Below are 25,147 nucleotides of genomic sequence, written 5' to 3'. Positions count from 1 at the left end.
GCCGCTCAGTCCAGCAGCGAGGCCAGCCTGCGCCATTCGTCCCGGGGGAGGGCGTCCCGGGGGCCGGTGCTGATCAGCTGCAGGGCCAGGTGGTCGGCGCCCGCGGCCTGGAACGTCTCGATGCGTTCCCGGACCCTGTCGTCGTCGCCCCAGGCGAAGACCGCGTCGACCAGGCGGTCGCTGCCGCCGTCGGCGAGGTCCTCCTCCGTGAAGCCGAGGCGCAGGAAGTTGTCGGTGTAGTTCGGCAGGGCGAGGTACATCGCGAGGGCCTCGCGGGCCAGCGCGCGCGCCCGGGACGGGTCGGTCTCCAGGACCACCTTCAGCTCCGGGGCGAGCAACGGCCCCTCGCCGAGGATCTCGTGGGCCTGCGCGGTGTGCTCCGCGGTGACCAGGTACGGCACCGCGCCCGCCGCCCGGTCGCGGGACAGCTCCAGGGTCTTCGGGCCGAGCGCGGCCAGGACCCGGCGCCCGGCGGGGACCCCGGCCGCGTCCAGGGCGTCGAGGTAGGAGACCAGGGCCGAGTACGGCCGGCGGTACTGGTCGGCGAGCTTGGCGTGGCTGACGCCGAGGCCGAGCAGGAAGCGGCCCGGGTGGGCGGCCTCCACCTCGGCGAAGGCCGCCGCGCTCTCCTCCGCGTCGTACTGCCAGATGCTCTGGATGCTGGTGCCGACGACGAGCGTGTCGGTGGCCTCCAGGAGCGGCAGGGCGTGCTGGGCGGCACTGCTGCCGCCCAGCCATACCGTCCCGTAGCCGAGTTCCTGCAACTCGGCCGCCGCCTCGGCCAGTTCGCCGCGCCGGGAGGGGTCCTCCGAGCGCAGCCCGACGTTCCAGATGCCGTAGCGTCCGACGGTCTGCCGCAGTGGGTCGGTCATCGCTGGTGGTCCCTCCGGTCGAGCGTGGTGCCGTGACTGCCGTGCACCGGTGCCAACCCGGAAGATCGCCGGGTTAATCCCCGGCCCTGCCCAGGAACTTCTCCAGCGCCTCCACCACGAGACGGTGGTCCTGGAGCTGGGGCAGGCCGGAGACCGTCACCGCGCCGATGACGCCCGCGTTCTCGACGTGGATCGGGAACGAGCCGCCGTGCGCCGCGTAGACGCCGGGGTCGAGGCGGGAGGAGTCCTCGAACGTCGTGCCCTTGGCGCGGAAGCGGGTGCCGACCAGGTAGGAGGAGGCGCCGTAGCGCTCCACCACCCGGCGCTTGCGGGCGATCCAGGCGTCGTTGTCCGGGGTGGAACCCGGCAGCGCCGCGTGGAAGAGCTGCTGGCCGGCGCGGTGGATGTCGATCGCCACCGGCGCCCCGCGCTCGCGGGCCAGCTCCACCAGCAGGGAGCCGAGCGCCCAGGCGTCCTCGTGGGTGAACCGCCCCAGGACCAGCCGGCGTTCCTGCGCCTCCAGCTCCGCCACCGACGGGGCGGGTTCGGGGATGGTCCGCGGGCCGGCCATCAGAGAGTCACCGTCACCTTGTCGCGGGCGGACCGGCGGGCCGCCTCCAGCACGTCGAGCGCGGCGGCCGCCTCCAGGGCCGTCACCGGGTTGGGGCCGGCGCCGTTCAGGGCGCCGGCGACGGCCGCGTAGTAGGCGGGGTAGTCGCCGGGCACGGTAGGTACGGGGGTGCCGCCGCCGGTCAGCGGGGACTCGCCGGCGCCGATACGGCCGTACAGGGACTCGGGTTCACCGCCCCACCGGGGGCCGGGGCGCAGGCCCTCGCGCAGCGCGCCCTCCTGCGGGTCCAGGCCGTACTTCACGAAGCCGGCCTCCGAGCCCAGCACCCGGAAGCGGGGGCCGAGCTGGGGGGTCGTCGCGGAGACGTAGAGGTGGGAGCGGACGCCGCTCGCGTGGGTGAGCGCGATGAAGGTGTCGTCGTCGGTCTCGGCGCCGGGGCGGCGCACGTCCGCCTCGGCGTACACCTCGGCGGCCGGGCCGAAGAGGACCAGGGCCTGGTCCACCACATGGCTGCCGAGATCGTAGAGCAGGCCGCCGATCTCCGCCGGGTCGCCGGACTCGCGCCAGCCGCCCTTGGGCTGCGGGCGCCAGCGCTCGAAGCGGGACTCGAAGCGCCGCACCTCGCCGAGGGCGCCGTCCGCCACGAGCTTCTGGAGGGTCAGGAAGTCGTTGTCCCAGCGGCGGTTCTGGAAGACCGACAGGAGCAGGCCGCGCTCCTCGGCGAGGGCGGCCAGCTCGCGGGCCTCGGCGGCGGTGCCGGCGACCGGCTTGTCCACGACCACCGGCAGGCCCGCCTTGAGCGCGGCCGTGGCCAGCGGGACGTGCGTCCGGTTCGGGGAGGCGATGACGACCAGGTCCAGCTCGCCGGCGCGGTCGAACAGCTCGTCGGGGGTGGCGGCGAGCGTCACGTCCGGGAACTCGTCGCGGGCCTGCTGCTGCCGCTCCGGGTCGGAGGTGACCACCGTGTCCAGGGCGAGGCCCTCGGTGGCGGCGATCAGCGGGGCGTGGAAGACGGAGCCGGCGAGGCCGTAGCCGATCAGGCCGACGCGGAGGGGAGGAGCAGTCATGCCTCCTACTTTGGCAACGCTGTTGCCAAAGTGCAAGCGGTGGGCAGAATGGGTGGCGTGAACAGGACGAGGAGCGGCGAGCCCGCCGGAGCGAACCTGCGCGCGGTGCGCTCGCACAACACCGCGCTCGTGCTCGACCTGCTGCGCGGGGCCGGTGCGGACGGGATCAGCCGTCTGGAACTGGCCGAGGGCACCGGGCTGACCCCGCAGGCCGTCAGCAAGATCACCGCCAGGCTGCGGGAGGAGGGGCTCGCCGCGGAGGCCGGGCGCCGGGCGTCCACCGGGGGCAAGCCGCGGACCGTGCTGCGGCTGGTGCCGGAGGCCGGGCACGCGGTGGGCGTCCATCTCGACCGGGACGAACTGCGGGCGGTGCTGGTCGACCTCGACGGGGCCGTGGTGGGCGAGCGGCGCGCCGCGCTGGACCTCGGGGCCGGGGCGGAGGCCGTGCTGGGGACGGTCGCCGAGGAGGTCTCGGGGCTGGTGCGGGAGGTGCCGGGGAGCGCGGGGGAAGGGCTCGCCGGCGTCCGGTCGCTGCTCGGCGCCGGGGTCGCGCTGCCGGGGCCGCTGGACCACACGCGCGGGGTGCTGCACCGGGTCACCGGGTTCCCGGAGTGGGACGGCTTCCCGCTGCGGGACGCGCTGGAGGCGCGGCTGGGGGTGCCGGTCGTGGTGGACAAGGACACCAACGCGGCGGCGCTCGGGCTGTCGGTCGGCGGCGAGGGCGGCTCCTTCGCCTACCTGCACCTCGGCACGGGGCTGGGGGCGGGGCTGGTGATCGGCGGGAGCGTGCACCGGGGGGCGCGGACCGGCGCCGGGGAGTTCGGGCACCAGGTCATCCAGCTGGACGGACCCGAGTGCGGGTGCGGGGACCGGGGGTGCCTGGAGGTGCTGTGCCTGTCCGCCGTGGGGCGGGGCGAGGTGGGGGCGGCCGCGCGGGTGCTGGGGGTGGGCGCCGGGAACCTGGTCGGGCTGCTCGACATCGACCGGGTGCTGCTCGGCGGGCGCACGATCGTCGGCGCGCCGGAGCCGTACGTCCGCGGGGTCGCCGAGGTCCTCGACGCCCGGGCCCGTCGGGAGGGCATGCCCGCCGGGACGGTGGCCGTGGAGGCCGCTCCACGGGGCGAGGGCGTGGTGGCGGAGGGCGCGGCGCAGCTGCTGCTGGCGCCGTTGTTCGGGCGGGGGGACGGGTGAGACGCGGCTGACACCCGGGGCCGCGCCGGCACGGCGGTGCCGGGTGGGTGGCGTTCGAGGTGGGAGTGGGTGAAGTTGCGAGGGGTTTTCCCGGTGATCGGGTACTCATGGGGTTGCGGGGGCGCCTGGTGAGGAGGGTGCGGATGGGTGCCATTCGGATGGAGATCGTCGGCGGGTTGCTGGGAGCCGGGGTGCTCTGCCTGGGCGTCGTGGGGCAGGCGGATGCCGCTGGGCGTGCGGAGCAGGGGCGTGTCACGGTCTGCGGGGCCGACTCGGTGTCCGGGCTCGGCGTCTCCGCCGTCGGGGACGTCGGCTGCGAGACGGCGCTGCAGGTGGCCGCCGCCTACACCAGGGCCGGGCGCGACGCGGCCCGTGGGCCCGTCGACGTCCAGGCGGCCGGAGCCGGGTGGAAGTGCCAGGAGCGCCTGGGCGACCCGGATCCCTTCCAGGAGTGCGTGAACGCGGGTGACACCGGCAGGCGCGTCGTCCTGACGTCCTGATCGGCGCCGCGTCCACCACGGGTCCCGGCGTCGGCTGATCGGGCGGAGTCGCGGGCCGTCCCGGTGTGGCGGCCCCGGCCCGCGCCCCGGGCCCGGCATGGTCATGTGTTCATGCGACCGTGCACGTCCCTGCCCCTCTGCCTCGCCGCCGCGGCCGCCGTCCTCGCTCCCGGGGTCTGCGGGCCGGCGGCCGCCGCCCCCGAGGACATGACGCCGTCCTGCTCGGCCCCCGGCACGCACGACTTTCCGCTGGCCACCCGGATCCGCGGCGGCCCGGCCTCCTACGTGGCGGGCGGCGGATACGGCACCTGGTACCTCGACCTCACCAACACCACCCGCCGGACCTGCACCGACGTCCATCCGGTCGTCGTCCTCTTCGACGACCGGCGCACGCTGGGCGCGGACCGGGCCGAGCTGGACTTCTACGACGGCCCGCGGGCCCGGCCGGTGACGTTCGAGAGCACCGACGAGCAGGAACTGGTCGGGGTGTTCGAGGGGCCCGGGTTCAAGGGCTTCACGGTGCCGCCCGGCGGGACCGTCAGCGTCAAGGTCCGGCTCGCGGTCGGCCCCGGCACCGCACCGGACCAGGTCACCGTCGACGCGGCCGCCGTACAGCGGCGCGGCCAGGACGGGGACTGGGTCGGGGACTCCAACGCCTACCGGTTCGCGATCGTCGCCGAGGGCGAGGACGTGACGCCGGCCCCGGACGAGACGAGGGGCAAGGACCAGGTGCCGGACCCGGCGCAGACCGGCGGCAAGGAGTCCGTGCCGGACCCGGAGCGGTCGCGGGGCGCCGGCGGGCTGCTCGCCGACCCGTCCGGCACTCCGGGGGCCCCGGCGGACCCCTCCCTCCCCTTCGCCGAGGAGGCGCAGGAGGCGGGGGAGCGGGCGCACGAGCTGGCACGCACCGGAGTCGGCCTCACCCACGGCCTGCTCGCGGCCTGCGCCGCCCTCCTCTGCGTCACCGGAAGCGCCTTCGTCCTGGCCCGCAGACGCCGCTGATCCGGTGGCCGGGGCCCGCTCGCTGCCGTCGCCGCACCGCGGCCGGACGGGTCGGCAGCCCCGCGGCGGCTGACGAGGGGCCGACGGGCGACATGCTCGGGCAGACGCCGTGCGGGTCGGGAGACTCGCGGCGGCTGCGGCCGTGGGGTCGGGCGACCTGCTCGGGCGGGCGCCGCCCTACGCCGTACGGGTCGGCAGACCGGCCGCGGCCGCCGCCCCTCGCCGACGTCCCCTCGTCCGGAGCGCCTCCACGCGGACGTCACCACCCCCGGATCCACACGGTCGGCACCACCCCCTCCGCCCCGCCGCGCCCCGCACGCGCCGCCCCGTCCTCGCCCCCAACCCGGGCCCGCCCAGCAGTAATCGCGCTCTCGTCTGCGACGATCCCTGCGTGGATTACCCGAACGACCAAGTCCCCGGTGCCCCCGTCCGCTCCGGCATTCCCGAGCACGGGCGCATTCCGAAGTACTACGCGGTGAAGGCGCGGATCGCGGCGCTGCTGGAGGAGCTGGGGGAGGACAGCGTCATCCCGACCGAGCGGGACCTCGCCGAGCGCTACGACGTCGCCCGCGAGACCGTGCGGCAGGCCGTGCGGGAACTGGTGCTGGAGGGGCGGCTGAGACGGAAGGGGCGCGGGACGGTCGTCGCGGGGCCCAAGCTCGCCCAGCCGCTGTCCCTCGCGAGCTACACAGAGGGCGTGCGCCGCCAGGGCCGTACCCCCGGCCGTACCCTCGTCACCCTCGACCGTTTCCCCTGCCCCGAGGCCCTCGCCGCCGAGACCGGGCTCACCCGGGGCGAGCCCGTGTGGCACCTGGAGCGCGTGCTGCTCGCCGACGACGAGCGGGTCGGCCTGGAGAGCACGTACGTCGCCGTCGCGCGGGTGCCGGGCCTCGCCGCCGACTTCGACCCCGACTCCTCCTTCTACGGCTACCTCGCCGCCCAGGACATCGTCTTCGGCGACGCCGACGAGCGGATCGAGACCGTGCTGGCCACCCCCCGCGAGGCCCTGCTCATCGGTACCCCGCCCGCCCTGCCGATGCTGCTGATCCACCGGGTCTCCCGGGACGCGGAGGGCCGCCCGCTGGAGCGGGTGCGGTCGCTGTACCGCGGCGACCGGTTCTCCTTCACCACCCATCTGCGCGGCTGAAAAGCAACCCCTCGGACTCGGGGTGCTTCATAACGGAAGGATAACGGGTCTAGCCCAAACGTGATGGGTCGTTCACGCTCTCGTTGTCAGCCGGATGTCTCCGGTTCCCGTGTCGCGAGGAGCGTTGCCGTCGTGAAAGTGACAGTCGTCGGAGCAGGCGTGGTGGGCACCATGCACGCCTGGCATGCGGTGGAGCGCGGCCACGAGGTCGTCCAGATCGAGCGCGAGGCCGAGGCGCGTGGCGCCTCGCTGCGCAATTTCGGACAGATCTGGGTCAGTGGCCGCGCCGCCGGAGAGGAACTGGAGACCGCGCTGCGGGCGCGGGAGCTGTGGGAGGGCGTCGGCGCACGGGTGCCGGGGCTCGGGTTCCGGGCCAACGGGTCCCTGACCCCCGTCCGCGGCCCCCTCGAACTCGCCGTCGCCGAGGCCGCCGTCGCCCGCCCGGACGCCGCCGCCCGCGGCTACAAGCTGCTCGGCCCGGGCGAAGCCCGCGCCCTCAACCCCGCCCTGCGCGGCGACTTCACCGCCGCCCTGTACTGCGAGCGGGACGCGGCCGTGGAGCCCCGCACCGCCCAGCTCGCCCTGCGCGAGGAACTGCTGAAGTCCCCCCGCTACACCTTCCTGCCGGGACGGGAGGTGCGGGACGTGGCCGGCGCCGGAACGGTCCGCGACGACCACGGGGACGTGCACCGCGCCGACGTCGTGGTGCTGTGCACCGGCGCCTGGCTCGGCGGCCTGGTCCGCGAACTCGCCGGGCCGGACCTCCCCGTGCGGCGCGTGCGGCTGCAGATGATGCAGACCGACCCGCTCGGCGAGCCGCTGACCACGTCGGTCGCCGACGCGGACAGCTTCCGCTACTACCCCGCCTACGCCTCCCCGGCGCTGGACGAGCTCAACGCCCGCCAGCCGCAGCCGGAGACCGCCGCGGCGCACCGGATGCAGCTGCTCATGGTGCAGCGCGCCGACGGCGGCCTGACCATCGGCGACACGCACGAGTACGAACACCCCTTCGCCTTCGACACGGTCGAGGAGCCGTACGAGCACCTCACCGGGGTCGTCGAGTCCCTGCTCGGCCGCCCGCTGCCGCGCGTCCGGCACCGCTGGGCGGGGGTGTACGCACAGTGCACCGACCCCGGCCGGGTGGTGCACCGGCAGCAGGTGCACGAGGGGGTGTGGCTGGTCACCGGGCCCGGCGGGCGCGGCATGACCTGCTCCCCCGCGATAGCCGAGACCACCGCGAACGAACTGGGCTGGTGACCGATCCCATGACCACACCGACCACCGACATCCGACTGATCGTCCTCGACATGGCGGGCACGACCGTCGCCGACGGCGGACTCGTCGAGCGCGCCTTCGCCGCGGCCGCCGCCGAACTGGGCGTCGAGCCCGGCTCGGCCGAGCACACCGAGCACCTCGCCTACGTCCGCGCCACCATGGGCGAGTCCAAGATCTCCGTCTTCCGGCACCTGTTCGGCGACGAGGAGCGGGCCCGGCGCGCCAACACGGCCTTCGAGAAGGCGTACGGCGAACTCGTCGACGCCGGGCTGATCGCACCCGTCGCCGGGGCCCGCGAGGCGATCGAGGAACTGGCCGGCAGCGGTCGTACCGTCGTCCTGACCACCGGCTTCGCCCGTGTCACCCAGGACGCGATCCTCGACGCCCTCGGCTGGCGGGGCCTCGTCCCGCTCACCCTGTGCCCGGCCGACGCCGGCGGGCGCGGGCGGCCCTACCCGGACATGGTGCTGGAGGCCCTCGTCCGCACCAAGGCCGCCGAGGACGTACGGCAGGTCGCCGTCGTCGGCGACACGTCGTACGACGTGCTCAGCGGGGTGCGGGCGGGCGCGGGCCTGGTCGCGGGGGTGCGCACCGGCGCCCACGGCGACGACGCGTTCCGCGCCGCCGGCGCCACCCACGTCCTGGACTCCGTCGCCGACCTGCCCGCCCTGCTCCTGGGAGCCCGGTGAGATGAGCATCCGCTTCGATTCCGTCACGGTCGCCTACGACGGCAACGTCGTCCTCGACGCCCTCGACCTGACCGTCGAGCCCGGCGAGGTCATGGCGCTCCTCGGGCCGTCCGGATCCGGCAAGACCACCGCGTTGCGGGCGGTCGCCGGCTTCGTCCGGCCCGTGTCCGGGCGGGTGCTTCTCGGCGGCCGGGACGTGACGGACCTGCCGCCGTACCGGCGGGGCATCGGAATGGTCGTCCAGCAGTACGCCCTCTTCCCGCACCTGCGGGTGGACGAGAACGTGGCCTTCGGGCTGCGGGCCCGCAAGGTGGCCAGGGACGAGACGCGGCAACGGGTCGCCGAGGCGCTGGAGATGACCGGCATGGCCGCCTACGCCCGCCGGCACCCGCGCGAGCTGTCCGGCGGCCAGCAACAGCGGGTCGCCATCGCCCGCGCCCTCGCCATCCGCCCCGACGTGCTGCTCCTGGACGAGCCGCTGTCCGCCCTGGACGCCCGGCTGCGCTCCGGGATGCTCGGCGAACTCGCCCGTCTGCACCGCGAGTTGCCGGACGTGACCATGCTGTACGTCACCCACGACCAGGTCGAGGCGCTGACCCTGGCCGACCGGATCGCGGTCATGGACAAGGCCCGGCTGCAGTCCTGCGGGACGCCGAGGGAGCTGTACCGGTCCCCGGCCGACGAGTTCACCGCGTCCTTCGTGGGCGGCGCCAACCTGGTGCCGGTGACGGTGGGATCCGGGGGCGTCTCCTTCGCGGGCGCCGAGCTGAAGGTCGACACGGCCGGAGCGGTGTCCGGCGCGCGGGCCACGCTGTGCGTACGGCCGCACCTGGTCGGCCTCGGACAGGGCCCCAACCAGCTCACCGGTGTCGTACGGGAGATCCAGTGGCGGGGCGCCACGCACCGGCTGTACGTGGAGATCGGCGGGCACACGGTCATGGCGGACGTGCGCGAGCTGAGGGACCCGCCCGGCCACGGCGACCCCGTGCACCTGCACTTCGCCCCCGACGACGCGGTGCTGCTGCCGGCCGGGGTCGGCCATGAATAGGCGTCTGCTGTGGGCCCTGCCCCCCGTCGCCCTCCTGACCCTGTTCTTCCTCTACCCCCTGGCCCTCGTGGTCCAGCAGTCCTTCCAGCCGGACTCCGGGGGCACCTCCCTGCAGCCGTACGCCGACGTCTTCGCCTCGCAGGCGTTCCGGAACGCGCTGTGGACGACCGTGTGGCTGGCGGGGGCCTCCACCGCCGGGTGCCTGCTGCTCGGCTTCCTGCTCTCGCTGGTCATCGCGTTCGTGCCGTTCCCCGGGGCGAAGGCGGTGGCGCGGTTCATCGACGTGTACCTGTCCTTCCCCTCCTTCCTGATCACGCTGGCGCTGCTGTTCATCTACGGCAGCACGGGCATCGTCGGCTCCTCCCAGTTCCTCACCACGCCCTGGGGCGTGGTGCTGGCGGAGGTCACCTACTTCACGCCGTTCGTGATGCGGCCGCTGCTCGCCGCCTTCTCGCAGCTCGACACCGCCCAGCTGGAGGCGGCAAGTTCGCTCGGCGCCCGGGCGCCCCGCATCGTCCGGCAGGTGATCCTGCCCGAGGCGCTGCCCGCGCTCGCGGCCGGCGGCAGCCTCGTCCTGGTGCTGTGCCTCAACGAGTTCGGCATCGTGCTGTTCACCGGCGCGAAAGGGGTCACCACCCTGCCGATGCTCGTCTACAGCAAGGCGATCCTGGAGTCCGACTACCCGGGCGCCTGCGTGGTCGCCGTCGTCAACGTCCTGATCTCCGTGGGGCTGTACGGCCTCTACCGGGTGGTGAGCCGTCGTGCTGGTGCATAGCCGGGGGGCCAGGTGGGCCGTGTGGGCGGGGTTCCTCGTCCTCTTCCTGCCGCTGTTCGCCCTGCCCCTGTTCGTCCTCCTCGGCGCCTCCGGCGCCACCCACTGGTCCGGCGTCCTGCCCTCGGGCCCGACCGTCGCCAACTACCGCACCGCCACCCGGGGGGAGGCCCTGGGGGCCCTCACCACCAGCCTGCTCACGGCCACCGCCGCCAGCCTGCTCGCCCTCACCCTCGGCACCTGGGCCGCGCTGGCCGGGGCCGCCCTGGGCCAGCGCGGCCGGCGCCTGCTCGACACCCTGTTCGTGCTGCCGGTCGCGGTGCCGTCGGTCGTGGTCGGCCTGTCGGTCCTGGTGGCCTTCTCCCAGCCGCCGATGCTGCTCAACGGCACGCCGTGGATCGTGATCCTTGCCCACACGGTGCTGGTCACCGCCTTCGCCCACCAGTCCGTGTCGGCGGCGATCACCCGCCTCGACCCGGCCTACGAACAGGCCGCCGCCTCTCTCGGCGCCCGGCCCTCCCACGTGCTGTGGCGGATACGGCTGCCTCTGCTGCTGCCGTCGCTCACCGCCGCGGCCGGCCTCTGCTTCGCCCTGTCCATGGGCGAGCTGAGCGCCACGATGATGCTCTACCCGCCCGACTGGACCCCGCTGCCCGTGCTGATCTACGCGGCCACCGACCGCGGTGCCCTGTTCACCGGCTCCGCCGTGGCCGTGGTGCTGATGACCGCGACCCTGCTCGTCCTGTTCGCGGTCTCCCGGGTCCGCACCCGGGCCTCGTACCGCTGAACCGACACCCCCGCCCCGAACCACCCGTGCTAGGAGTTCGCCTCGCCATGCCCAGGAACACGCTCAAGATCGCCGTAGCCGTCTCCCTCCTCGCCACTCCGCTGCTGTCCGCCTGCGGCACCTCCGCCTCCTCCGACGCCAAGGTCGTCACCGTCTACAGCGCCGACGGTCTCAAGGGCGAGAACGGCGACGGCTGGTACGACAAGGTCTTCGCCGACTTCACCAAGCAGACCGGCATCAAGGTCAAGTACGTCGAGGGCGGCTCCGGCGAGGTGGTGCAGCGCGCCGTCCGCGAGAAGAGCAACCCGCAGGCCGACGTGCTGGTCACCCTCCCGCCCTTCATCCAGGAGGCCGACGGCAAGGGCCTGCTGCAGAAGTACGAGCCGAAGGACTCCGAGCAGGTCAGCGGCGGCGACAAGGCCGTCGACGGCACCTGGACGTCGGTCGTGAACAACTACTTCGGCTTCGTCTACAACAAGAAGGAGCTGAAGCAGGCCCCCAGGACCTGGGACGAACTGCTCGGCGGCGCGTACAAGAACAAGCTGCAGTACTCCACCCCGGGCGTCGCCGGCGACGGAACCGCCGTCCTGATCAAGGCCATCCACGACTTCGGGGGCAAGGACGCGGCCCTCGCGTACCTGAAGAAGCTCCAGGCCAACAACGTCGGCCCGTCCGCCTCCACCGGCAAGCTCGCCCCCAAGGTGGACAAGGGCGAACTGCTCGTCGCCAACGGCGACGTGCAGATGAACTACGCCCAGTCCAAGACCATGCCCAACCTCGGCATCTGGTTCCCGGCCGGCAAGGACGGCAAGCCCACCACCTTCGCGCTGCCCTACGCGGCCGGCCTGGTCACCAAGGCCCCGCACAGCGAGAACGGCAAGAAGCTCCTCGACTTCATGCTCGGGCAGAAGGCGCAGCAGGAGGTCAGCGAGATCGGCGGCGGCTTCAGCGCCCGCCAGGACGTCAAGGCCACGGACGCCAACGCCATCGCCCTCACCAAGCTGATGGACGGCGTCGACTTCTTCGAGCCGGACTGGAACGACGTCGACAAGAACCTCACGTCCTACGTCGAGGACTGGAAGTCCGCGACCGGGAGCTGACCTGGACGACCGGCAGCCGCCGGGGTCAGGATCAGGCCGGCCTTGACTAGGCTGGGGGCGTCGGTACGCCGTGGTTCCGGCGCCCCCGCTTCTTGACCGTTACGTACGCCAGGAGACGCACAACATGGCAGACCGCAAGCCCATAGAGTCGTGGCTCACCGACATGGACGGCGTCCTGATCCACGAGGGCGTGCCGATTCCCGGTGCCGAAGCCTTCCTGAAGAAGCTCCGCGACTCCGGCCGGCCCTTCCTGGTGCTCACCAACAACTCCATCTACACCGCCCGGGACCTGCACGCCCGGCTGCGCCGGATGGGCCTGGACGTGCCGGAGGAGAACATCTGGACGTCCGCCCTGGCCACGGCCCAGTTCCTCGACGACCAGCGGCCCGGCGGCAGCGCCTACGTCATCGGCGAGGCCGGCCTGACCACCGCGCTGCACGACATCGGCTACATCCTCACCGACCACGATCCCGACTTCGTGATCCTCGGCGAGACCCGCACCTACTCCTTCGAGGCGCTGACCAAGGCCGTGCGGCTGATCAACGACGGCGCCCGGTTCATCGCGACCAACCCCGACAACGTCGGGCCGTCCACCGAGGGCGACCTGCCCGCCACCGGCTCGGTCGCCGCCCTGATCACCGCCGCGACCCGCAAGAAGCCGTACTTCGTCGGCAAGCCCAACCCGCTGATGATGCGGGCCGGGCTGAACGCGATCGGCGCCCACTCCGAGACCTCCGCGATGATCGGCGACCGTATGGACACCGACGTGCTGGCGGGCCTGGAGGCCGGGATGCGCACGTTCCTGGTGCTCAGCGGCGTGACCCAGCCCGCCGACGTGGACCGCTACCCGTACCGGCCCTCGCAGGTGGTCGACTCCATCGCGGACCTCGTCGACCTGGTCTGAAACCCCGCTTCACCCGGATGGAGCAACGGGGTGCCTCCCGAGGATGCGGGACCGCCCCGGGCGGGGGAACCTCCTGATGTCTGGAGGTTCACGATGGGCTCAATACGCCTCACTCTCTGCAGCGGTCTCCTGGCCGTCGCCGTGTTCGGACCGGCCGCCCACGCGGCGGACGGTGGCACGCTCTCCGTGACACCCGCCGCCCCGGCGCCGGGTTCCGACGTGACGCTGCGGGTCAGCGGCTGCACCGGGAAGCAGGGCACCGCAGCCTCGCGGGCCTTCGCCGCCGACGCCCGCCTGTCCGGAGGCCTGCTGAGCGGGCTGACCGGCGGCCTGGGCACGCTGTCGGGCCAGGCCCGCATCGGCTCCTCCGTCCGGCCGGGCGCCTACGACGTGCGGGTCTCCTGCGCCGGCCACGTGGTGAGCGGAGTGCTCACCGTCGTGGGCCGGACCGGCGGGACGGGGACGGGGACGGGCCAGGGGCTCGGCCGGCCGAACGCGCCCGGCGCGGCCTCCGCCACACCCGTCGCCCCGGTCGACGCGGGCGGCGGCGGTACCGCGCACTTCGCCACGGTGGCCACCAGCGGATCCGGCCCCGGCGCCGTCCAGGCGGTGACCGGCCTGGCCCTCGCCGCGGTCGCCGCGGTCGCCGTCGGGCTCCGGGCCCGCCGCAGCCGCCGCTCGCGCTGACGCCCGCGATGGCCGACGACCGCCGGGGTGCCCCCGGCCGGGGGCGGCTGGTCACCGGCCTGGCCTGGGCGCTGCTGCTGACCGGGCTGTGGCTGTGGGGGCGGGGCGTGGGCGGCCCGCACGGCACGGACGCACCCGAGACGGGCAACCTGTTCGGCCTCGGCCGCCCCACCGCCCCGGTCCGGCTGCCGCCCGCGGCGAAGCCCCTGCCGGATGCGCTGCCCCAGCGGATCGACATACCCCGGCTGGGCCTCCACGCGCCGGTGGTGGCCCGCGGCCTCGACGCCCGGGGCGGCGTCGACCCGCCCCCGTTCGACCAGCCGGGCACGGTCGGCTGGTACGGCTCCGGCACCAGGCCGGGCGCGGGTGGAACGGCGCTGATGGTGGGCCATGTCGACACCCTGACCCGGCCCGCCGTCTTCTACGGGCTCAGCACCCTCACCCCGGGAGGGACGGTCCGGGTGGCCCGCTCGGACGGCAGGGTCGCCGAGTTCACCGTCGACGACGTCCGCGTCCTGCCCCGCGCCGGATTCGACGCCCGGCAGGCCTACGGCACCCGCGAGCCCGGCCGGGCCGAACTGCGGCTCATCACCTGCGGCGGCGCCTTCGACCGCACCAGCCACAGCTACACGGCGAACGTGGTGGTCTCGGCGTACCTCACCGGAACCACCGGCTGAGCACCGAACCACCCGGAGACGTCGGCACCTTGGGTGACCGAGGGCTCTACGGCGCTCCCCGTGGCCACTCCGTGGTCACCGGTCGAGCGGGTTCGTCGTGGCGCGGCCCGGCCGGCCCTGGTGCGCGCCGGTGCCGGAGAGTCGGGTGCGGATGTTGCCGAAGTGGTCCCTTATGGCCGCCTCCGCCCGCGGGGAGTCCCCGGACCTGACCGCGTCCAGGATCTCCCGGTGCTGGCGGCAGGTGACCCGTGGGTCCTGCGGCAGGTCCACCAGGTCCCGCTGCACCCGGTGGAAGGCGTCCCAGAACGCCTCGAGCACCTCGCTCAGCAGCACGTTGTCCAGCCCCCGGTAGAGGGTGGCGTGAAACGCGCGGTCGGTCTCGGCGAGGCCCGCCCCCTGTGCGGCCTGCTGGTCCATGCGGTCCACGAGCGCGTCCAGCTCGGCCAGGTCCGCCGCCGGCAGCCGTCCGGCCAGCCGGGACACCAGCCCGGTCTCGACGGCCTCGCGCAGCTCCAGCAGCTGGAGCAGGGAGTCCTCGCCGCGGTAGTGACCGGCGACGGTGCGGAAGGCCAGGCCCTCGATCATCGGGGCGAACGACATCGAGCCGACGTAGGTCCCGAAGCCGTGCCGGATCTCGACGATGCCCATCGCCTGGAGGGCCTTCAGCGCCTCGCGCACCGAGTTCCGGCTGGCCCCGAGGTACTCCATCAGCTCGGGCTCGGTCGGCAGCGGGGCCCCCGAGGGCAGCCGCCGGTCCACGATCAGCTTCTTGATCCGCTCCTGAAGGTCCCGGGCTGCCATGGCCAGAGGGTATCCGGCCATTCGGGGGGACGGCCCGGTTCCGGTCAGGGAAGATCTCCGGGCATGCGAAAGGCCCCCCGCTTTCGCGAGGGGCCTTCCGGTCGGTGCGCCGCCAGGGACTCGAACCCCGGACCCGCTGATTAAGAGTCAGCTGCTCTAACCAACTGAGCTAGCGGCGCCTGACGAAGAGAACTCTACCTGACCTGGGCGGGTGCTTCGGACCACCTCCGGGTGGCGCGGAGGTCGCTCCAGGCGGCCGCGTACATCATTCGGACCGTCAAAGTGCGGGTTCTGACGACAGTTGGGAAACTCATCAACGTGCACACAAGCGGACAAAACATCCACGAATGTGAGGCAGATCGCATGACCGCTCCGGTGTTCGAGGAGTTCGGCCCCGCGAGCGACTGTGACTGCCCCGGCTGCGTCCACCGGCGGCGGACGAGTCCCCGGCCGCTGCCCGGCCGCTTCGGCGGCCACCCCGTGGCCCGCGGGGTCGCCATCGTGGCCGCCGCGTCCGCCGCCCTCGGCGCGGTCAGCCCGGCGCACGCCCTCACCGCCGGCCATTCCCCGCACCGCCAGGCCGTCCCCGCGGACGGCGAGCCCGACACCCCCCAGGGTGCCAGGTCCCCGCTGCACGGCCCGGCGGGCAAACCCGGCAGCACCGCGACGCCCGGCACGCCGGGCACCGTCCCCACCCCGGCCACCACCAGGACCGCGATCATCAAGCGGGCCAAGGTCTGGGTGTCGGCGAAGGTGCCGTACAGCATGACCTCCTACTGGTCCGACGGGTACCGGCAGGACTGTTCGGGCTACGTCTCCATGGCCTGGAACCTCGGGAGCAACGAGTGGACGGGCAGCCTCGACCAGTTCGGCGTGAAGATCAAGAAGGGCGAGCTGCAGCCCGGCGACATCCTGCTCTACCACAACCCCGACAACCCCGAGAGCGGCTCCCATGTGGTGATCTTCGGCGGCTGGACGGACCACACGCACACCTACTACACGGTCTACGAGCAGACCCCGCCGCACGCCCGCAGCCAGACCACGCCCTATCCCTACTGGAGTCACGCCGACAAGTACGTCCCCTACCGCTACAAGGGGCTGGCCGCCGCCGCGGCGGGCACGGAACCGGCCGGCGGCAAGGCCGGGGCGGCCTACCCGGGCGCGGCCTCCTTCGGGCCCGGCGCGCACAACGCCCACGTCACCCGGCTCGGCCGGATGCTGATGGCCCGTGGCGCCGGCGCGTTCTACACCAGGCGCCCCGGACCGGTCTGGGGCGAGGCCGACCGGCGGGCCACCCGGGCGTTCCAGCTGGCCCAGGGCTGGACCGGCGCGGACGCCGACGGGCTGCCCGGCCGGCGCACCTGGGAACTGCTCGTCACCGGAAGGGGCAAGGACATCGCACCGGGCCCGGGCGGACCCGCCTCGCACGGGGTGCCCGGCTACCCCGGCCGGAACTACTTCCGCCCGGGACAGGTCAACGACCACATCACCCGGCTGGGGATCCAGCTGGTGAAGAAGGGCTTCGGCCGGTTCTACGGCGACGGCCCCGGTCCGCACTGGGGCGAGGCGGACCGCAGGGCGGTGGAGGCCTTCCAGCGCGCCCAGGGCTGGCGGGGCGGCGCGGCCGACGGCTATCCGGGCCCGGAGACCTGGCGCCGCCTGTTCGGGTAGGGCCCCGCACATCCGATCTCTCTGTTCATGACGCATCTGGCGCGGAGGCTGGAGGCACGCATGAGTACGACCACCTCACACACACCGTCCGAATCCGAGGGGCAACCGGAGGGCGCCGTGGTCCCGGGCGTCCGCCCGGTCCGGCTGATCCAGAACGAGGTGACCACCGAGATCCCCGTCCATCTGCTCTTCCGTGACGATCCCGACCCGGTGAAGGTGCCGCTGCGGCCCGCCGTGGTGGGGCGCCGGCAGGGCACCGGTGAACAGCCCCGGGTGCGGCGGCCGGTGGCGGTGCGCAGACGGCCGCTCCCCGAGGTCGATCCGGAGCTGGTGGAGCGCCCGGCGCGGGTACTGCCGGGGCTGGCCGGGGTGCTCGCGGGCACCTGCGGGGCCGCCGGCTGCCTGGCCGTCTCCTGGTGGGCCGGGGTGCTGCCCCCGCTCGCGGCGCGGACGCTGGGCCTGCCGGCGTACGCGGGCGCGGGCCTGGGTCCCGCGCAGTGGGCGGCGTACGCCGGGGCCGGGGCGCTCGGAGTGGCCGGCTTCGGCGGGCTGGCCCGGGGACGGGCCGGGCGGGCCTGGGTGGTCGGCCTGTTCGGCCGCTACCGGGGGACGGTCCGGCGCACCGGGCTGCTCTGGGTCAACCCGCTGCTGCGCCGCCGCCGGGTCGATGTGCGCCTGCGGCACTGGCGCAGCGAGGCGATGCCCGCGACCGACCCCGCGGGGATGGCACTGCGGGTGGTGATGCTGGTGGTGTGGCGGGTGCGGGACACCGCGCGGGCGGTGCTCGGCGTCGAGGACCACGAGACGTATCTGCGCGAGTGCGTGGAGGCGGCGCTGGCCCGGGTGCCGGTGGAGCCGGCGGGCGGTACCGGCGGCGGCGTGACGGCCGCCGGGGACGCCCTGACCCGGCTGGTGGCGACGGAGAGCGCGCCGGTCGGTCTCGAGGTGTTCTCGGTGCAGCCGCTCCAGGTGGAGTACGCCCCCGAGATCGCGGCCGCGATGCAGCGGCGCCGGATCGCGGCGCTGGACGCCCGGCAGCGGGCCAGCCTGCTCAGTTCGGTGGTGGACTCGGTGGAGGACACGGTGACCCGGCTGACGGTCCGCGGCCTGGTCGAACTGGACGACTACGAACGCAAGGTGCTGGTACGCGATCTGACGGTGGCGTTCTGCTCGGGGCGGGCGGAACCGGTGTAGGGCCCCCGGCGGCGCCCGGCCGGCGCCGCCGGTCCCGAGATTGGTATGGACATGTTCAAGTGACGCCCATAACCTGAGACTTGGTCTAGACCTACCCCTCCGCACAGCTCAGTGAACTCCCCACGTTCCCGAGGAGCGGCAGCATGCGCACCAAGACCAAGTTGTCCGCAGTCGTGCTGGGTGTGGTCACCGCCGGAGCCTTCGCGCTCTCCACCGGCGGTGCCAGCGGGCACGGCTACACCGACCTCCCCGTCAGCAGGCAGAAGCTCTGCGCCAACGGCACGGTGACGAACTGCGGTGACATCCAGTACGAGCCGCAGAGCGTCGAGGGCCCCAAGGGCTTCCCGGCCGCCGGACCCGCCGACGGCCAGCTGTGCAACGGCGGTCTGAGCCGGTTCGCCCAGCTCAGCTCGCCGACCACCCCGTCCGGCGGCGCCTGGCCCACCACCAGGGTGACGGGCGGTCAGTCGTACACCTTCCGCTGGCAGTTCACGGCCATGCATGCCACGACGGACTTCACGTACTACGTCACCAAGCAGGGCTGGAACCAGAACCACCCGCTGTCCCGCTCGGACCTGAACCTCACCCCGTTCCTCACGGTGCCCTACAACGGCCGGCGCCCGCCCCAGACGCTGACCCACACCGGCACCCTGCCGACCGGGCTGAGCGGGCACCACGTGATCCTCGCGGTCTGGACGATCGCCGACACGGGCAACGCGTTCTACGCCTGTTCGGACGTCACTTTCTGAGCCGCCCTTGAGCAAGTCCGGTCCCCGGTGGGGGTAAGTTCCCGCCACGCCGATCCGTCGGAGCGGCGTACCTATCACCGGGGGACCGCATGGAAGTCTTTGTGTACACAGTGCCGTCGGTCATGCTGGCCGGGGCGCTGTTCGCCGCCTACAAGGTGCTGAGCCACTCGCGCGGCCTCAGCAGGACCTGGCGCAGCGGCCTCACGGCCGAGGGGCGCTGCCTGAACGCGTACACCACGACCAGCGGCGGCGGGGACAACGCGGTGCACACGACGCTGCACCACGTCTACGAGTTCAGGACCCGCGAGGGCCAGGTCGTCCGGTTCGAGGAGGGCGGGGGGCCCGCCACGGTCGTCCAGGGCGACATCGTCACCGTGCGCTACCCGGCCGACCACCCGGAGAAGGCCACCGCCAAGCCTCCGGCGCAGGGATCACTCGCGGTGGGCACGGGCTGCGCGCTGGTGTTCCTCGGCGCCTTCGCCGCCGGCTGCGTCGCCTTCATGGTCGGCGTCCACTCGTTCTTCTCCGCCGCGGACGGCCTCATGCCATAGCCCTCCTCATCTGACGCTACGTCAGTTACCGTGCGCGCTCATGGAGTCCAGGGAGTCGAAGGAGTCCACGGTCGCCGGGCTGGTGGCCGCGCGGTGGGGGGACCACCGGCCCGGGCTGTGGTGCGAGGACCGGGTGCTGACCCACCACGAGGTGGCCGCGGGCGCCGCCGCCCGCGCGGCACTGCTCGCCGGTCTGCTGCCGGCCGGTGCCGTACCGCACCTCGGGGTGCTCCTCGACAACACCGAGGAGTTCCCGCTGTGGCTCGGCGCCGCCGCCCTCGCCGGGGCGGCCGTCGCCGGCATCAACCCCACCCGCCGGGGCCCGGAACTCGCCCGGGACATCCTGCACACCGAGTGCCGGGTCCTGGTCACCGAGCGGGCGCACCTGCCGTTGCTGGCCGGGCTCGACCTGCCCGGCGTACGGCTCCTCGTCACGGACACCCCGGAGTACGGGGCCCTCCTCGCGCCGTACGCCGGTGCCGTGCCCGATCCGTCCCGGGCCGCGCCCGGCGACCGGCTGCTGCTCTACTTCACCTCCGGCTCCACCGGTGCCCCCAAGGCGGCGATCTGCTCCCAGGGCAGGCTGGCGGCGGCCGGGTACGCCCTGGTCGGGCAGTTCGGGGTGCGCCCGGACGACGTGCACTACGTCTGCATGCCGATGTTCCACGGCAACGCGGTGATCGCCGACTGGGCGCCCGCGCTGGCCGCGGGTGCCGGGGTCGCGCTTCGCCGGCGGTTCTCGGCGTCCGGGTTCCTGGACGACGTGCGCCGGTACCGGGCGACGTACTTCACCTACGTCGGGCGGGCGATCCAGTACGTCCTCGCCACCGCGCCCCGGTCCGACGACCGCGACAACCCGCTGCGCACGGGTTTCGGCACGGAGGCGGGCGCCGTGGACGCGGCGGCCTTCGAGCGGCGCTTCGGGGTGCGCCTGGTGGAGGGGTACGGCTCCTCCGAGGGCGGTGCGGCGATCCAGTGGGAGCCGGGGACGCCCAAGGGGGCCGTGGGCCCCGCCGGTCCTGGACTCGCGGTGCTCGACCCGGCCACCGGGCGCGAGTGCCCGCCGGCCGTCCTCGATCCCGCCGGGCGGCTGCTCAACGGGGAAGAGGCGATAGGCGAGCTGGTGAACCGGGGGCCCGGTGCCTTCGAGGGGTACTGGCGCAACCCGGCCGCGGAGGCCGAGCGGCACCGGGGCGGGGGAGCGGCGTACTGGACCGGTGACCTCTTCTACCGGGACGCCGACGGATACCTCTATTTCGCGGGCCGCACCGATGACCGCATCCGCGTCGACGGGGAGAACCTGGCCGCCGCGATGATCGAGAACATCGTCGCCCGGTACGAGGGCGCGGCCGCGGTCGCCGTGTACGGGGTGCCGGACCCGGTGACCGGGGACCAGGTGATGGCGACGATAGCGGGGAGCTTCGACCCCGAGGGGTTCGCGGAGTTCCTGCGGGCGCAGCCGGACCTCGGGACGAAGATGGCGCCCCGGTTCGTGCGGGTGGTGGAGCGGATGCCGGTGACGGCCACGAACAAGATCCACCGCTCACTGCTGCGGAAGGAGGGGCACGCGTGCGCCGACCCGGTGTGGTGGCGGCCGCCGGGCGCGAGGGCGTACCGCAGGCTCCCCCGGACGACACCGAAGGGCGGATAACAGAAGATGGCGAGCCGGATCCGCGTTCTCCGCGGACGTGGCTCGCCATCGTCACCGTGCGCCGCCAGGGACTCGAACCCCGGACCCGCTGATTAAGAGTCAGCTGCTCTAACCAACTGAGCTAGCGGCGCATGACTCTCGCCTTCCGCTCTTCGCGGCCGGCGACGAAGAAAATACTACCTGGTCCCGGGGGGTGCTCGTGACCACCTAGAGGGTGAGCGAGAGCAGGACCGGGGCCGCACTGCGGTTCAGGGTCTCCGCGGCCCGCTTCAGCCGGTGCGCGTGCTCCACCGGGAGCGAGAGCGCCAGGCACCCCACCGACGAGCCCGCGGTGATCGGGACGGCCGCGCAGACCGTGCCCACCGCGTACTCCTGCAGGTCGAGCATCGGCACCGTCGGCGGCTGGGACTCCAGGCGGGACAGCAGCAGCTTGTCGCTGGTGATGGTGCGCGAGGTGAGGCGGGCCATCTTGTGCCGGGAGAGGTGGTCGCGCCGGGCGTTGTGGTCCAGCTGGGTCAGCAGGCTCTTGCCGACCGCGGTGGCGTGCGCGGAGTAGCGGAAGTCGACCCACTCGTTGACCGCGGGGGTGCCGGGTCCGGCGGCGTACTGGGTGACCCGGACCTCGCCGTCGACGTACCGGCTGATGTAGACCGCCGCGCCGACCGAGTCGCGCAGCTCGTCGAGGGTGTGCTGGAGCTTCTCGCGCAGGGCCCGCTCGCGGTCGTGGGCCGAGGTCAGCCGGCGCAGGGTGTCTCCGGTGACGTACGCCCCGTCGGAGACCTGCTCGACGTAGCCCTCCCGGCGCAGCATGCGCAGCAGGGCGGTGAGCCGCTCGGGTTCGAGGCCGGTCTGCCGGGCCAGCTCGGTGTCGGTGACGCCGACGGAGTGGCGGGCCACGGTCTCCAGTACGCGCAGCGCGTCCTGCGCGGAGTGGTACGGGGCGGTCGGCTCGTGCATCAGCGCCACGGTGGTCCCCCTGCGCTCGCTTACTGGGCCGTAGGTCCGGTCGGTGGGGCGGTTCCACGATAACGGGGAAAGGGCCGTTGGGGAGAGGGCGTTGACAAGATTGCGGTCCGCGCCCCCTCGCTCCCAACTGCGGTTGAGGCCCTCTGGCATATGCCAAAGTCATGACCCAACGGCTCGACCTCGACTGTTCCCTCCCTCACGCCCCGTAGTCAGAGGACAGCGCTGAGGAATTCCCGGGTACGGTCCTGTTCCGGTTCGCCGAAGATCTGCTCCGGTGGGCCCGACTCGATGACCCGGCCCGAGTCGAACATCAGTACCTGGTCGGAGATGTCCCGGGCGAAACCCATCTCGTGGGTCACGCACAGCATCGTGATGTCCGTGGTGCGCGCGATCTCCCTGAGGAGGTCGAGCACGCCCGCCACCAGCTCCGGGTCGAGCGCGGAGGTCACCTCGTCCAGCAGCAGCACCCGCGGCCGCATCGCCAGCGCCCGCGCGATCGCCACCCGCTGCTGCTGCCCGCCGGACAGCTGCGTCGGACGCGCGTCGCATTTGTCGGCGAGGCCCACCATCTCCAGCAGCTCCCGGGCCCGCGCCTCGGCCTCGTCCCTGGGCAGGCCGAGCACCTGCACCGGCGCCTCGGTGATGTTCCGCAGCACGGACATGTTCGGGAACAGGTTGAACTGCTGGAAGACCATCCCGATCTTCTTGCGGACCTCCCGGATCTGCTTCTCCGGCGCCGGGAACAGGGACTCCCCGTCGACGGTGATCGTCCCCTCGTCCGGCTTGGTCAGGGTCATCAGCAGTCTGAGGATCGTGGTCTTGCCGGAGCCGGAGGGACCGATGAGCGTCACGTGCTTGCCGGACTGGACGGTGAAGTTCAGCCGGTCGAGCACGGTGTTCGCGCCGAAGCGCTTGGTCACCCCCTCCAGACGGATCAGATCGGTCGGCTGGGCGTCGGTCACGGACGGCGTGGTACGGGTCTCAACGGACAAGGCGTCGCTCCAGGGCTCGCATGAGAAGGGAGGCCAGGTAGGAGATGAGGATGAAGGCCACGCCGATCACGGTGAGTGGCTCGGTGAACTGGAAGTGCTGCTGGGAGAAGAGCCGCGCCTGCCCGAGCATCTCCAGCACGGTGATCACCATCAGCATCGGCGTGTCCTTGAGCATGGAGATCACGTAGTTGCCGAGGGCCGGCACCACCCGGCGGACGGCCTGCGGCAGGATCACCGCGGTCCAGGTCCGGTGCCGGGGCAGGTTCAGCGCGGTCGCCGCCTCCCACTGGCCGGCGGGCACCGCCTCGATGCCGGCCCGGTAGACCTGCATGGTGTACGTCGAGTAGTGCAGCCCGATCGCGAAGACGCCGGTGGCCAGCGCGGAGAAGGTCAGGCCCCACTCCGGCAGCACGTAGAACAGGAAGAACAGCTGCACCAGCAGCGGGGTGTTGCGCACGAACTCCGTGACCACACCGACCGGCCAGCGCACCCACCGGCTCGGCGTGCGCATCAGCAGCGTCCACACCAGGCCGAGGCTGAAGGACAGCAGCGAACCGAGCGCCACCGCCTCCAGGGTGACCAGCAGCCCCTGCCAGAAGTCCGGCATGAAGCCGCTCACGGCGTTCCAGTCCCACTTCATGCGACCCGACCCCCCACTCCGGTCGTCTGCGCGCGCTTCAGCTCACGCGAGGCCGAGAACGTCCCGGCGTCCTTGCCGATCCCGGCCTTCAGCCGCTTCTCCAGGGAGCGCATCAGACGGGTCAGCACGAAGGCGATCGCGAAGTAGATCAGCAGCACGTACGTGTAGATCTCCGCGCTCTGCTGCAGCGCCAGCCGCACCAGGTTGGCGCTGAACGTCAGGTCGCCCATGCCCATGACCGACACCAGCGCGGTGCCCTTGAGCAGCTCGACCAGCAGGTTGCAGAACGACGGGATCATCTCCGGCACCGCCTGCGGCAGCAGGATCAGCCGCAGCCGCTGCGCCGGGGTGAAGCTGAGCGCGATACCGCCCTCCTGCTGCGCCGGGTCGACCGCGTTCAGCGCGCCGCGCACGATCTCCGAGCCGTACGCGCCGTACGTCAGCCCGAGCGCCAGCGTGCCCGCCCACATCGGCACCAGCTGCCAGCCGAAGGCGATCGGCAGCACGAAGAACACCCAGAAGATCATCACCAGCGCCGAGGTGCCGCGGAACACCTCGGTGTAGAAGCCCGCCACGAAGCGCACGATCCACCGCCGGTGGGTGCGCGCGATGCCGACGACGAAGGACACCGCGGTGGCCAGCAGCGCGCTGAACACCAGCAGCTGGACGGTGGTCCAGACGCCCTTCAGTACCAGTTCCCAGAGTCCCGAGGTCATCCGCCGCACAGCTCCTTCGCGGTGAGGTCGGTCATCTCGGCCTTGGTGAAGCCGAACGGCCGCAGGATCCGGAACAGTTCGCCGCTCCGCTTCAGCTTGCGCAGCTCGACGTCGAAGGCGTCCCGCAGCCGTGTCTCGGTCGACCGGAACGCGAACGCCCCGCCGTCGACGTGCGGTTTGCCCTTGACCAGCGGCGCGAACGGCCTGGTGGCCTCCGCCTTCGCCGACTTCTTCACCACCTCGCGGGTGGTGAGCGCCGTGCCGGCGAACACGTCGACCCGCCCGGCCTCGACGGCGTTCAGCCCCGCGACCTGGTCCGGGACGATCAGTATGTCGCCCTGCTTGTAGCCGGCCTCCACCGCGTACTGGATCTCCGCGTACCCGGTGCCGGTCGCGAACTTCGCCTTCTTCGCGACGACGTCCTTGTAGGAGTGCAACCCCATCGGGTTCCCCTTGCGGACGATGAACGAGTCCAGCATCTGGTAGTCCGGGTCGGCGAAGATCACCTGCTGGCAGCGCTCCGGATTGACGTACATCCCGGCCGCCACGACGTCGAACTGCTGCGAGTTCAGGCCCGGGATCAGCGAGCCGAACTCCGTCGGCACCGGCTGCACCCGGTCGACGCCGAGCCGCTTGAAGATCACCTTCGCCAGCTCGGGCGCCTCACCCGTCAGATGCCCGTTCGTGTCGATGTACCCGAAGGGGATCTCACCGGCGATCCCGAGCCGTACGACACCCTGTGCGCGGAGCCGGTCGAGCAGGTCGCCGCCGGGCGCGCCCGACGCCGCCGCCACCCGTGTGCAGCCCGCGGCCCCCAACGCGCCGAGCGCCGCGATGCCCGCGAGCACGGAGCGGCGACCGGGTCTGTGTTCCGACCGGAATGTGTGTACGTCGTTCCCAAGTGGTGGAGCCATGGCGGCGCGGCTA

The 25,147-nt window shown here is 73.0% G+C and carries 27 protein-coding genes and 2 tRNA genes; 18 read left to right on the top strand and 11 right to left on the bottom strand.

What is annotated here, in order from left to right:
- Positions 1–5: 5 nt before the first annotated feature.
- From ACZ7FF_RS30745 to ACZ7FF_RS30735, 3 genes are all read right to left on the bottom strand, one after another.
- Positions 6–872: an LLM class F420-dependent oxidoreductase gene (locus ACZ7FF_RS30745; RefSeq protein ID WP_470816170.1), complete on the bottom strand. Its 867-nt coding sequence runs from the start codon at positions 870–872 to the stop codon at positions 6–8.
- 73 nt (positions 873–945) lie between these two features.
- The gene (locus ACZ7FF_RS30740; RefSeq protein WP_470816169.1) at positions 946–1,443 is read right to left on the bottom strand and encodes a heme-degrading domain-containing protein; all 498 of its coding nucleotides are present in this window, start codon (positions 1,441–1,443) and stop codon (positions 946–948) included.
- Complete coding sequence (locus ACZ7FF_RS30735; protein ID WP_470816167.1) at positions 1,443–2,510, bottom strand: Gfo/Idh/MocA family protein; 1,068 nt, start codon at positions 2,508–2,510, stop codon at positions 1,443–1,445. Before ACZ7FF_RS30735 ends, ACZ7FF_RS30740 begins: the two co-directional genes overlap by 1 nt.
- Before the next feature lie 48 nt (positions 2,511–2,558).
- On the opposite strand from ACZ7FF_RS30735, the gene ACZ7FF_RS30730 reads away from it, so the two are divergent.
- The 13 genes from ACZ7FF_RS30730 (at position 2,559) to ACZ7FF_RS30670 (ending at position 14,289) form a co-directional block, all read left to right on the top strand.
- Positions 2,559–3,701 (top strand): ROK family transcriptional regulator, encoded by a 1,143-nt coding sequence (locus ACZ7FF_RS30730; protein ID WP_470816235.1) that lies wholly within the window; start codon positions 2,559–2,561, stop codon positions 3,699–3,701.
- A gap of 143 nt (positions 3,702–3,844) precedes the next feature.
- Positions 3,845–4,201 (top strand): hypothetical protein, encoded by a 357-nt coding sequence (locus ACZ7FF_RS30725; protein WP_470816165.1) that lies wholly within the window; start codon positions 3,845–3,847, stop codon positions 4,199–4,201.
- A 111-nt stretch (positions 4,202–4,312) separates the two neighbouring features.
- Positions 4,313–5,203 (top strand): hypothetical protein, encoded by an 891-nt coding sequence (locus ACZ7FF_RS30720; RefSeq protein WP_470816163.1) that lies wholly within the window; start codon positions 4,313–4,315, stop codon positions 5,201–5,203.
- A gap of 391 nt (positions 5,204–5,594) precedes the next feature.
- Positions 5,595–6,350: a GntR family transcriptional regulator gene (locus ACZ7FF_RS30715; protein WP_470816161.1), complete on the top strand. Its 756-nt coding sequence runs from the start codon at positions 5,595–5,597 to the stop codon at positions 6,348–6,350.
- Positions 6,351–6,482: 132 nt separating this feature from the next.
- Positions 6,483–7,607 (top strand): TIGR03364 family FAD-dependent oxidoreductase, encoded by a 1,125-nt coding sequence (locus tag ACZ7FF_RS30710; protein ID WP_470816159.1) that lies wholly within the window; start codon positions 6,483–6,485, stop codon positions 7,605–7,607.
- Positions 7,608–7,615: 8 nt separating this feature from the next.
- Positions 7,616–8,314, top strand: a complete 699-nt coding sequence (locus ACZ7FF_RS30705) for a phosphonatase-like hydrolase (protein WP_470816157.1) — start codon at positions 7,616–7,618, stop codon at positions 8,312–8,314.
- A gap of 1 nt (position 8,315) precedes the next feature.
- Complete coding sequence (locus ACZ7FF_RS30700; protein ID WP_470816155.1) at positions 8,316–9,362, top strand: ABC transporter ATP-binding protein; 1,047 nt, start codon at positions 8,316–8,318, stop codon at positions 9,360–9,362.
- A complete protein-coding gene (locus tag ACZ7FF_RS30695; RefSeq protein WP_470816154.1) occupies positions 9,355–10,137 on the top strand; it encodes a 2-aminoethylphosphonate ABC transporter permease subunit in 783 nt (260 codons plus the stop codon). Before ACZ7FF_RS30700 ends, ACZ7FF_RS30695 begins: the two co-directional genes overlap by 8 nt.
- Entirely contained in the window at positions 10,124–10,921 is a 798-nt protein-coding gene (locus ACZ7FF_RS30690) for an ABC transporter permease (RefSeq protein WP_470816152.1), read from the top strand. Before ACZ7FF_RS30695 ends, ACZ7FF_RS30690 begins: the two co-directional genes overlap by 14 nt.
- A gap of 47 nt (positions 10,922–10,968) precedes the next feature.
- Positions 10,969–12,021, top strand: a complete 1,053-nt coding sequence (locus tag ACZ7FF_RS30685) for a 2-aminoethylphosphonate ABC transporter substrate-binding protein (protein ID WP_470816150.1) — start codon at positions 10,969–10,971, stop codon at positions 12,019–12,021.
- Positions 12,022–12,145: 124 nt separating this feature from the next.
- Complete coding sequence (locus ACZ7FF_RS30680) at positions 12,146–12,925, top strand: HAD-IIA family hydrolase (protein ID WP_470816149.1); 780 nt, start codon at positions 12,146–12,148, stop codon at positions 12,923–12,925.
- A gap of 93 nt (positions 12,926–13,018) precedes the next feature.
- Positions 13,019–13,612 carry a hypothetical protein gene (locus ACZ7FF_RS30675; protein WP_470816147.1) on the top strand — a complete coding sequence of 198 codons (594 nt, stop codon included), beginning with the start codon at positions 13,019–13,021 and terminating at the stop codon, positions 13,610–13,612.
- An 8-nt stretch (positions 13,613–13,620) separates the two neighbouring features.
- Positions 13,621–14,289, top strand: coding sequence for a class F sortase (locus ACZ7FF_RS30670; RefSeq protein WP_470816146.1), 669 nt, complete (start codon positions 13,621–13,623; stop codon positions 14,287–14,289).
- Positions 14,290–14,364: 75 nt separating this feature from the next.
- Here the strand turns inward: ACZ7FF_RS30670 and ACZ7FF_RS30665 are convergent, their stop codons facing one another.
- Both ACZ7FF_RS30665 and ACZ7FF_RS30660 read right to left on the bottom strand, forming a co-directional pair.
- On the bottom strand, positions 14,365–15,090 hold the full coding sequence (locus ACZ7FF_RS30665) for a FadR/GntR family transcriptional regulator (protein ID WP_470816144.1): 726 nt from the start codon (positions 15,088–15,090) through the stop codon (positions 14,365–14,367).
- A gap of 105 nt (positions 15,091–15,195) precedes the next feature.
- Positions 15,196–15,269, bottom strand: a tRNA-Lys gene (locus ACZ7FF_RS30660).
- 184 nt (positions 15,270–15,453) lie between these two features.
- On the opposite strand from ACZ7FF_RS30660, the gene ACZ7FF_RS30655 reads away from it, so the two are divergent.
- From ACZ7FF_RS30655 to ACZ7FF_RS30635, 5 genes are all read left to right on the top strand, one after another.
- A complete protein-coding gene (locus tag ACZ7FF_RS30655; protein ID WP_470816143.1) occupies positions 15,454–16,761 on the top strand; it encodes a peptidoglycan-binding protein in 1,308 nt (435 codons plus the stop codon).
- A gap of 60 nt (positions 16,762–16,821) precedes the next feature.
- A complete protein-coding gene (locus ACZ7FF_RS30650) occupies positions 16,822–17,955 on the top strand; it encodes an SPFH domain-containing protein (RefSeq protein ID WP_470816141.1) in 1,134 nt (377 codons plus the stop codon).
- Between the two features lie 143 nt (positions 17,956–18,098).
- A complete protein-coding gene (locus ACZ7FF_RS30645) occupies positions 18,099–18,704 on the top strand; it encodes a lytic polysaccharide monooxygenase auxiliary activity family 9 protein (RefSeq protein WP_470816139.1) in 606 nt (201 codons plus the stop codon).
- Between the two features lie 89 nt (positions 18,705–18,793).
- Complete coding sequence (locus ACZ7FF_RS30640; RefSeq protein ID WP_470816138.1) at positions 18,794–19,255, top strand: DUF3592 domain-containing protein; 462 nt, start codon at positions 18,794–18,796, stop codon at positions 19,253–19,255.
- Positions 19,256–19,295: 40 nt separating this feature from the next.
- Entirely contained in the window at positions 19,296–20,906 is a 1,611-nt protein-coding gene (locus tag ACZ7FF_RS30635) for an AMP-binding protein (RefSeq protein ID WP_470816136.1), read from the top strand.
- Positions 20,907–20,963: 57 nt separating this feature from the next.
- Here the strand turns inward: ACZ7FF_RS30635 and ACZ7FF_RS30630 are convergent.
- From ACZ7FF_RS30630 to ehuB, 6 genes are all read right to left on the bottom strand, one after another.
- Positions 20,964–21,037, bottom strand: a tRNA-Lys gene (locus tag ACZ7FF_RS30630).
- A gap of 76 nt (positions 21,038–21,113) precedes the next feature.
- The gene (locus ACZ7FF_RS30625) at positions 21,114–21,872 is read right to left on the bottom strand and encodes an IclR family transcriptional regulator (protein WP_470816134.1); all 759 of its coding nucleotides are present in this window, start codon (positions 21,870–21,872) and stop codon (positions 21,114–21,116) included.
- A gap of 209 nt (positions 21,873–22,081) precedes the next feature.
- Complete coding sequence (gene ehuA / locus ACZ7FF_RS30620) at positions 22,082–22,864, bottom strand: ectoine/hydroxyectoine ABC transporter ATP-binding protein EhuA (RefSeq protein ID WP_470816133.1); 783 nt, start codon at positions 22,862–22,864, stop codon at positions 22,082–22,084.
- A complete protein-coding gene (gene ehuD, locus ACZ7FF_RS30615; RefSeq protein WP_470816131.1) occupies positions 22,854–23,504 on the bottom strand; it encodes an ectoine/hydroxyectoine ABC transporter permease subunit EhuD in 651 nt (216 codons plus the stop codon). Before ehuD ends, ehuA begins: the two co-directional genes overlap by 11 nt.
- On the bottom strand, positions 23,501–24,220 hold the full coding sequence (gene ehuC, locus ACZ7FF_RS30610) for an ectoine/hydroxyectoine ABC transporter permease subunit EhuC (protein WP_470816130.1): 720 nt from the start codon (positions 24,218–24,220) through the stop codon (positions 23,501–23,503). Before ehuC ends, ehuD begins: the two co-directional genes overlap by 4 nt.
- Entirely contained in the window at positions 24,217–25,134 is a 918-nt protein-coding gene (gene ehuB, locus ACZ7FF_RS30605) for an ectoine/hydroxyectoine ABC transporter substrate-binding protein EhuB (protein ID WP_470816128.1), read from the bottom strand. Before ehuB ends, ehuC begins: the two co-directional genes overlap by 4 nt.
- Positions 25,135–25,147 lie beyond the last annotated feature (13 nt).

The sequence above is a fragment of the Streptomyces sp. NPDC037126 genome, from assembly GCF_055605965.1.
This window is presented reverse-complemented; position numbering and strand designations above follow the sequence as displayed.

Excerpts from the sequence above, each read along its gene's own strand:
- ehuB (WP_470816128.1), bottom strand. The coding sequence starts at position 25,134 with ATGGCTCCACCACTTGGGAACGACGTACACACATTCCGGTCGGAACAC.
- ACZ7FF_RS30640 (WP_470816138.1), top strand. The coding sequence starts at position 18,794 with ATGGAAGTCTTTGTGTACACAGTGCCGTCGGTCATGCTGGCCGGGGCG.
- ACZ7FF_RS30665 (WP_470816144.1), bottom strand. The coding sequence starts at position 15,090 with ATGGCAGCCCGGGACCTTCAGGAGCGGATCAAGAAGCTGATCGTGGAC.
- ACZ7FF_RS30735 (WP_470816167.1), bottom strand. The coding sequence starts at position 2,510 with ATGACTGCTCCTCCCCTCCGCGTCGGCCTGATCGGCTACGGCCTCGCC.
- ACZ7FF_RS30645 (WP_470816139.1), top strand. The coding sequence starts at position 18,099 with ATGCGCACCAAGACCAAGTTGTCCGCAGTCGTGCTGGGTGTGGTCACC.
- ACZ7FF_RS30655 (WP_470816143.1), top strand. The coding sequence starts at position 15,454 with ATGACCGCTCCGGTGTTCGAGGAGTTCGGCCCCGCGAGCGACTGTGAC.
- ACZ7FF_RS30725 (WP_470816165.1), top strand. The coding sequence starts at position 3,845 with ATGGGTGCCATTCGGATGGAGATCGTCGGCGGGTTGCTGGGAGCCGGG.
- ACZ7FF_RS30680 (WP_470816149.1), top strand. The coding sequence starts at position 12,146 with ATGGCAGACCGCAAGCCCATAGAGTCGTGGCTCACCGACATGGACGGC.
- ACZ7FF_RS30635 (WP_470816136.1), top strand. The coding sequence starts at position 19,296 with ATGGAGTCCAGGGAGTCGAAGGAGTCCACGGTCGCCGGGCTGGTGGCC.
- ACZ7FF_RS30675 (WP_470816147.1), top strand. The coding sequence starts at position 13,019 with ATGGGCTCAATACGCCTCACTCTCTGCAGCGGTCTCCTGGCCGTCGCC.
- ACZ7FF_RS30740 (WP_470816169.1), bottom strand. The coding sequence starts at position 1,443 with ATGGCCGGCCCGCGGACCATCCCCGAACCCGCCCCGTCGGTGGCGGAG.
- ACZ7FF_RS30700 (WP_470816155.1), top strand. The coding sequence starts at position 8,316 with ATGAGCATCCGCTTCGATTCCGTCACGGTCGCCTACGACGGCAACGTC.
- ACZ7FF_RS30695 (WP_470816154.1), top strand. The coding sequence starts at position 9,355 with ATGAATAGGCGTCTGCTGTGGGCCCTGCCCCCCGTCGCCCTCCTGACC.
- ehuC (WP_470816130.1), bottom strand. The coding sequence starts at position 24,220 with ATGACCTCGGGACTCTGGGAACTGGTACTGAAGGGCGTCTGGACCACC.
- ehuD (WP_470816131.1), bottom strand. The coding sequence starts at position 23,504 with ATGAAGTGGGACTGGAACGCCGTGAGCGGCTTCATGCCGGACTTCTGG.
- ACZ7FF_RS30685 (WP_470816150.1), top strand. The coding sequence starts at position 10,969 with ATGCCCAGGAACACGCTCAAGATCGCCGTAGCCGTCTCCCTCCTCGCC.
- ACZ7FF_RS30745 (WP_470816170.1), bottom strand. The coding sequence starts at position 872 with ATGACCGACCCACTGCGGCAGACCGTCGGACGCTACGGCATCTGGAAC.
- ACZ7FF_RS30720 (WP_470816163.1), top strand. The coding sequence starts at position 4,313 with ATGCGACCGTGCACGTCCCTGCCCCTCTGCCTCGCCGCCGCGGCCGCC.
- ACZ7FF_RS30650 (WP_470816141.1), top strand. The coding sequence starts at position 16,822 with ATGAGTACGACCACCTCACACACACCGTCCGAATCCGAGGGGCAACCG.
- ACZ7FF_RS30670 (WP_470816146.1), top strand. The coding sequence starts at position 13,621 with ATGGCCGACGACCGCCGGGGTGCCCCCGGCCGGGGGCGGCTGGTCACC.
- ACZ7FF_RS30730 (WP_470816235.1), top strand. The coding sequence starts at position 2,559 with ATGGGTGGCGTGAACAGGACGAGGAGCGGCGAGCCCGCCGGAGCGAAC.
- ACZ7FF_RS30705 (WP_470816157.1), top strand. The coding sequence starts at position 7,616 with ATGACCACACCGACCACCGACATCCGACTGATCGTCCTCGACATGGCG.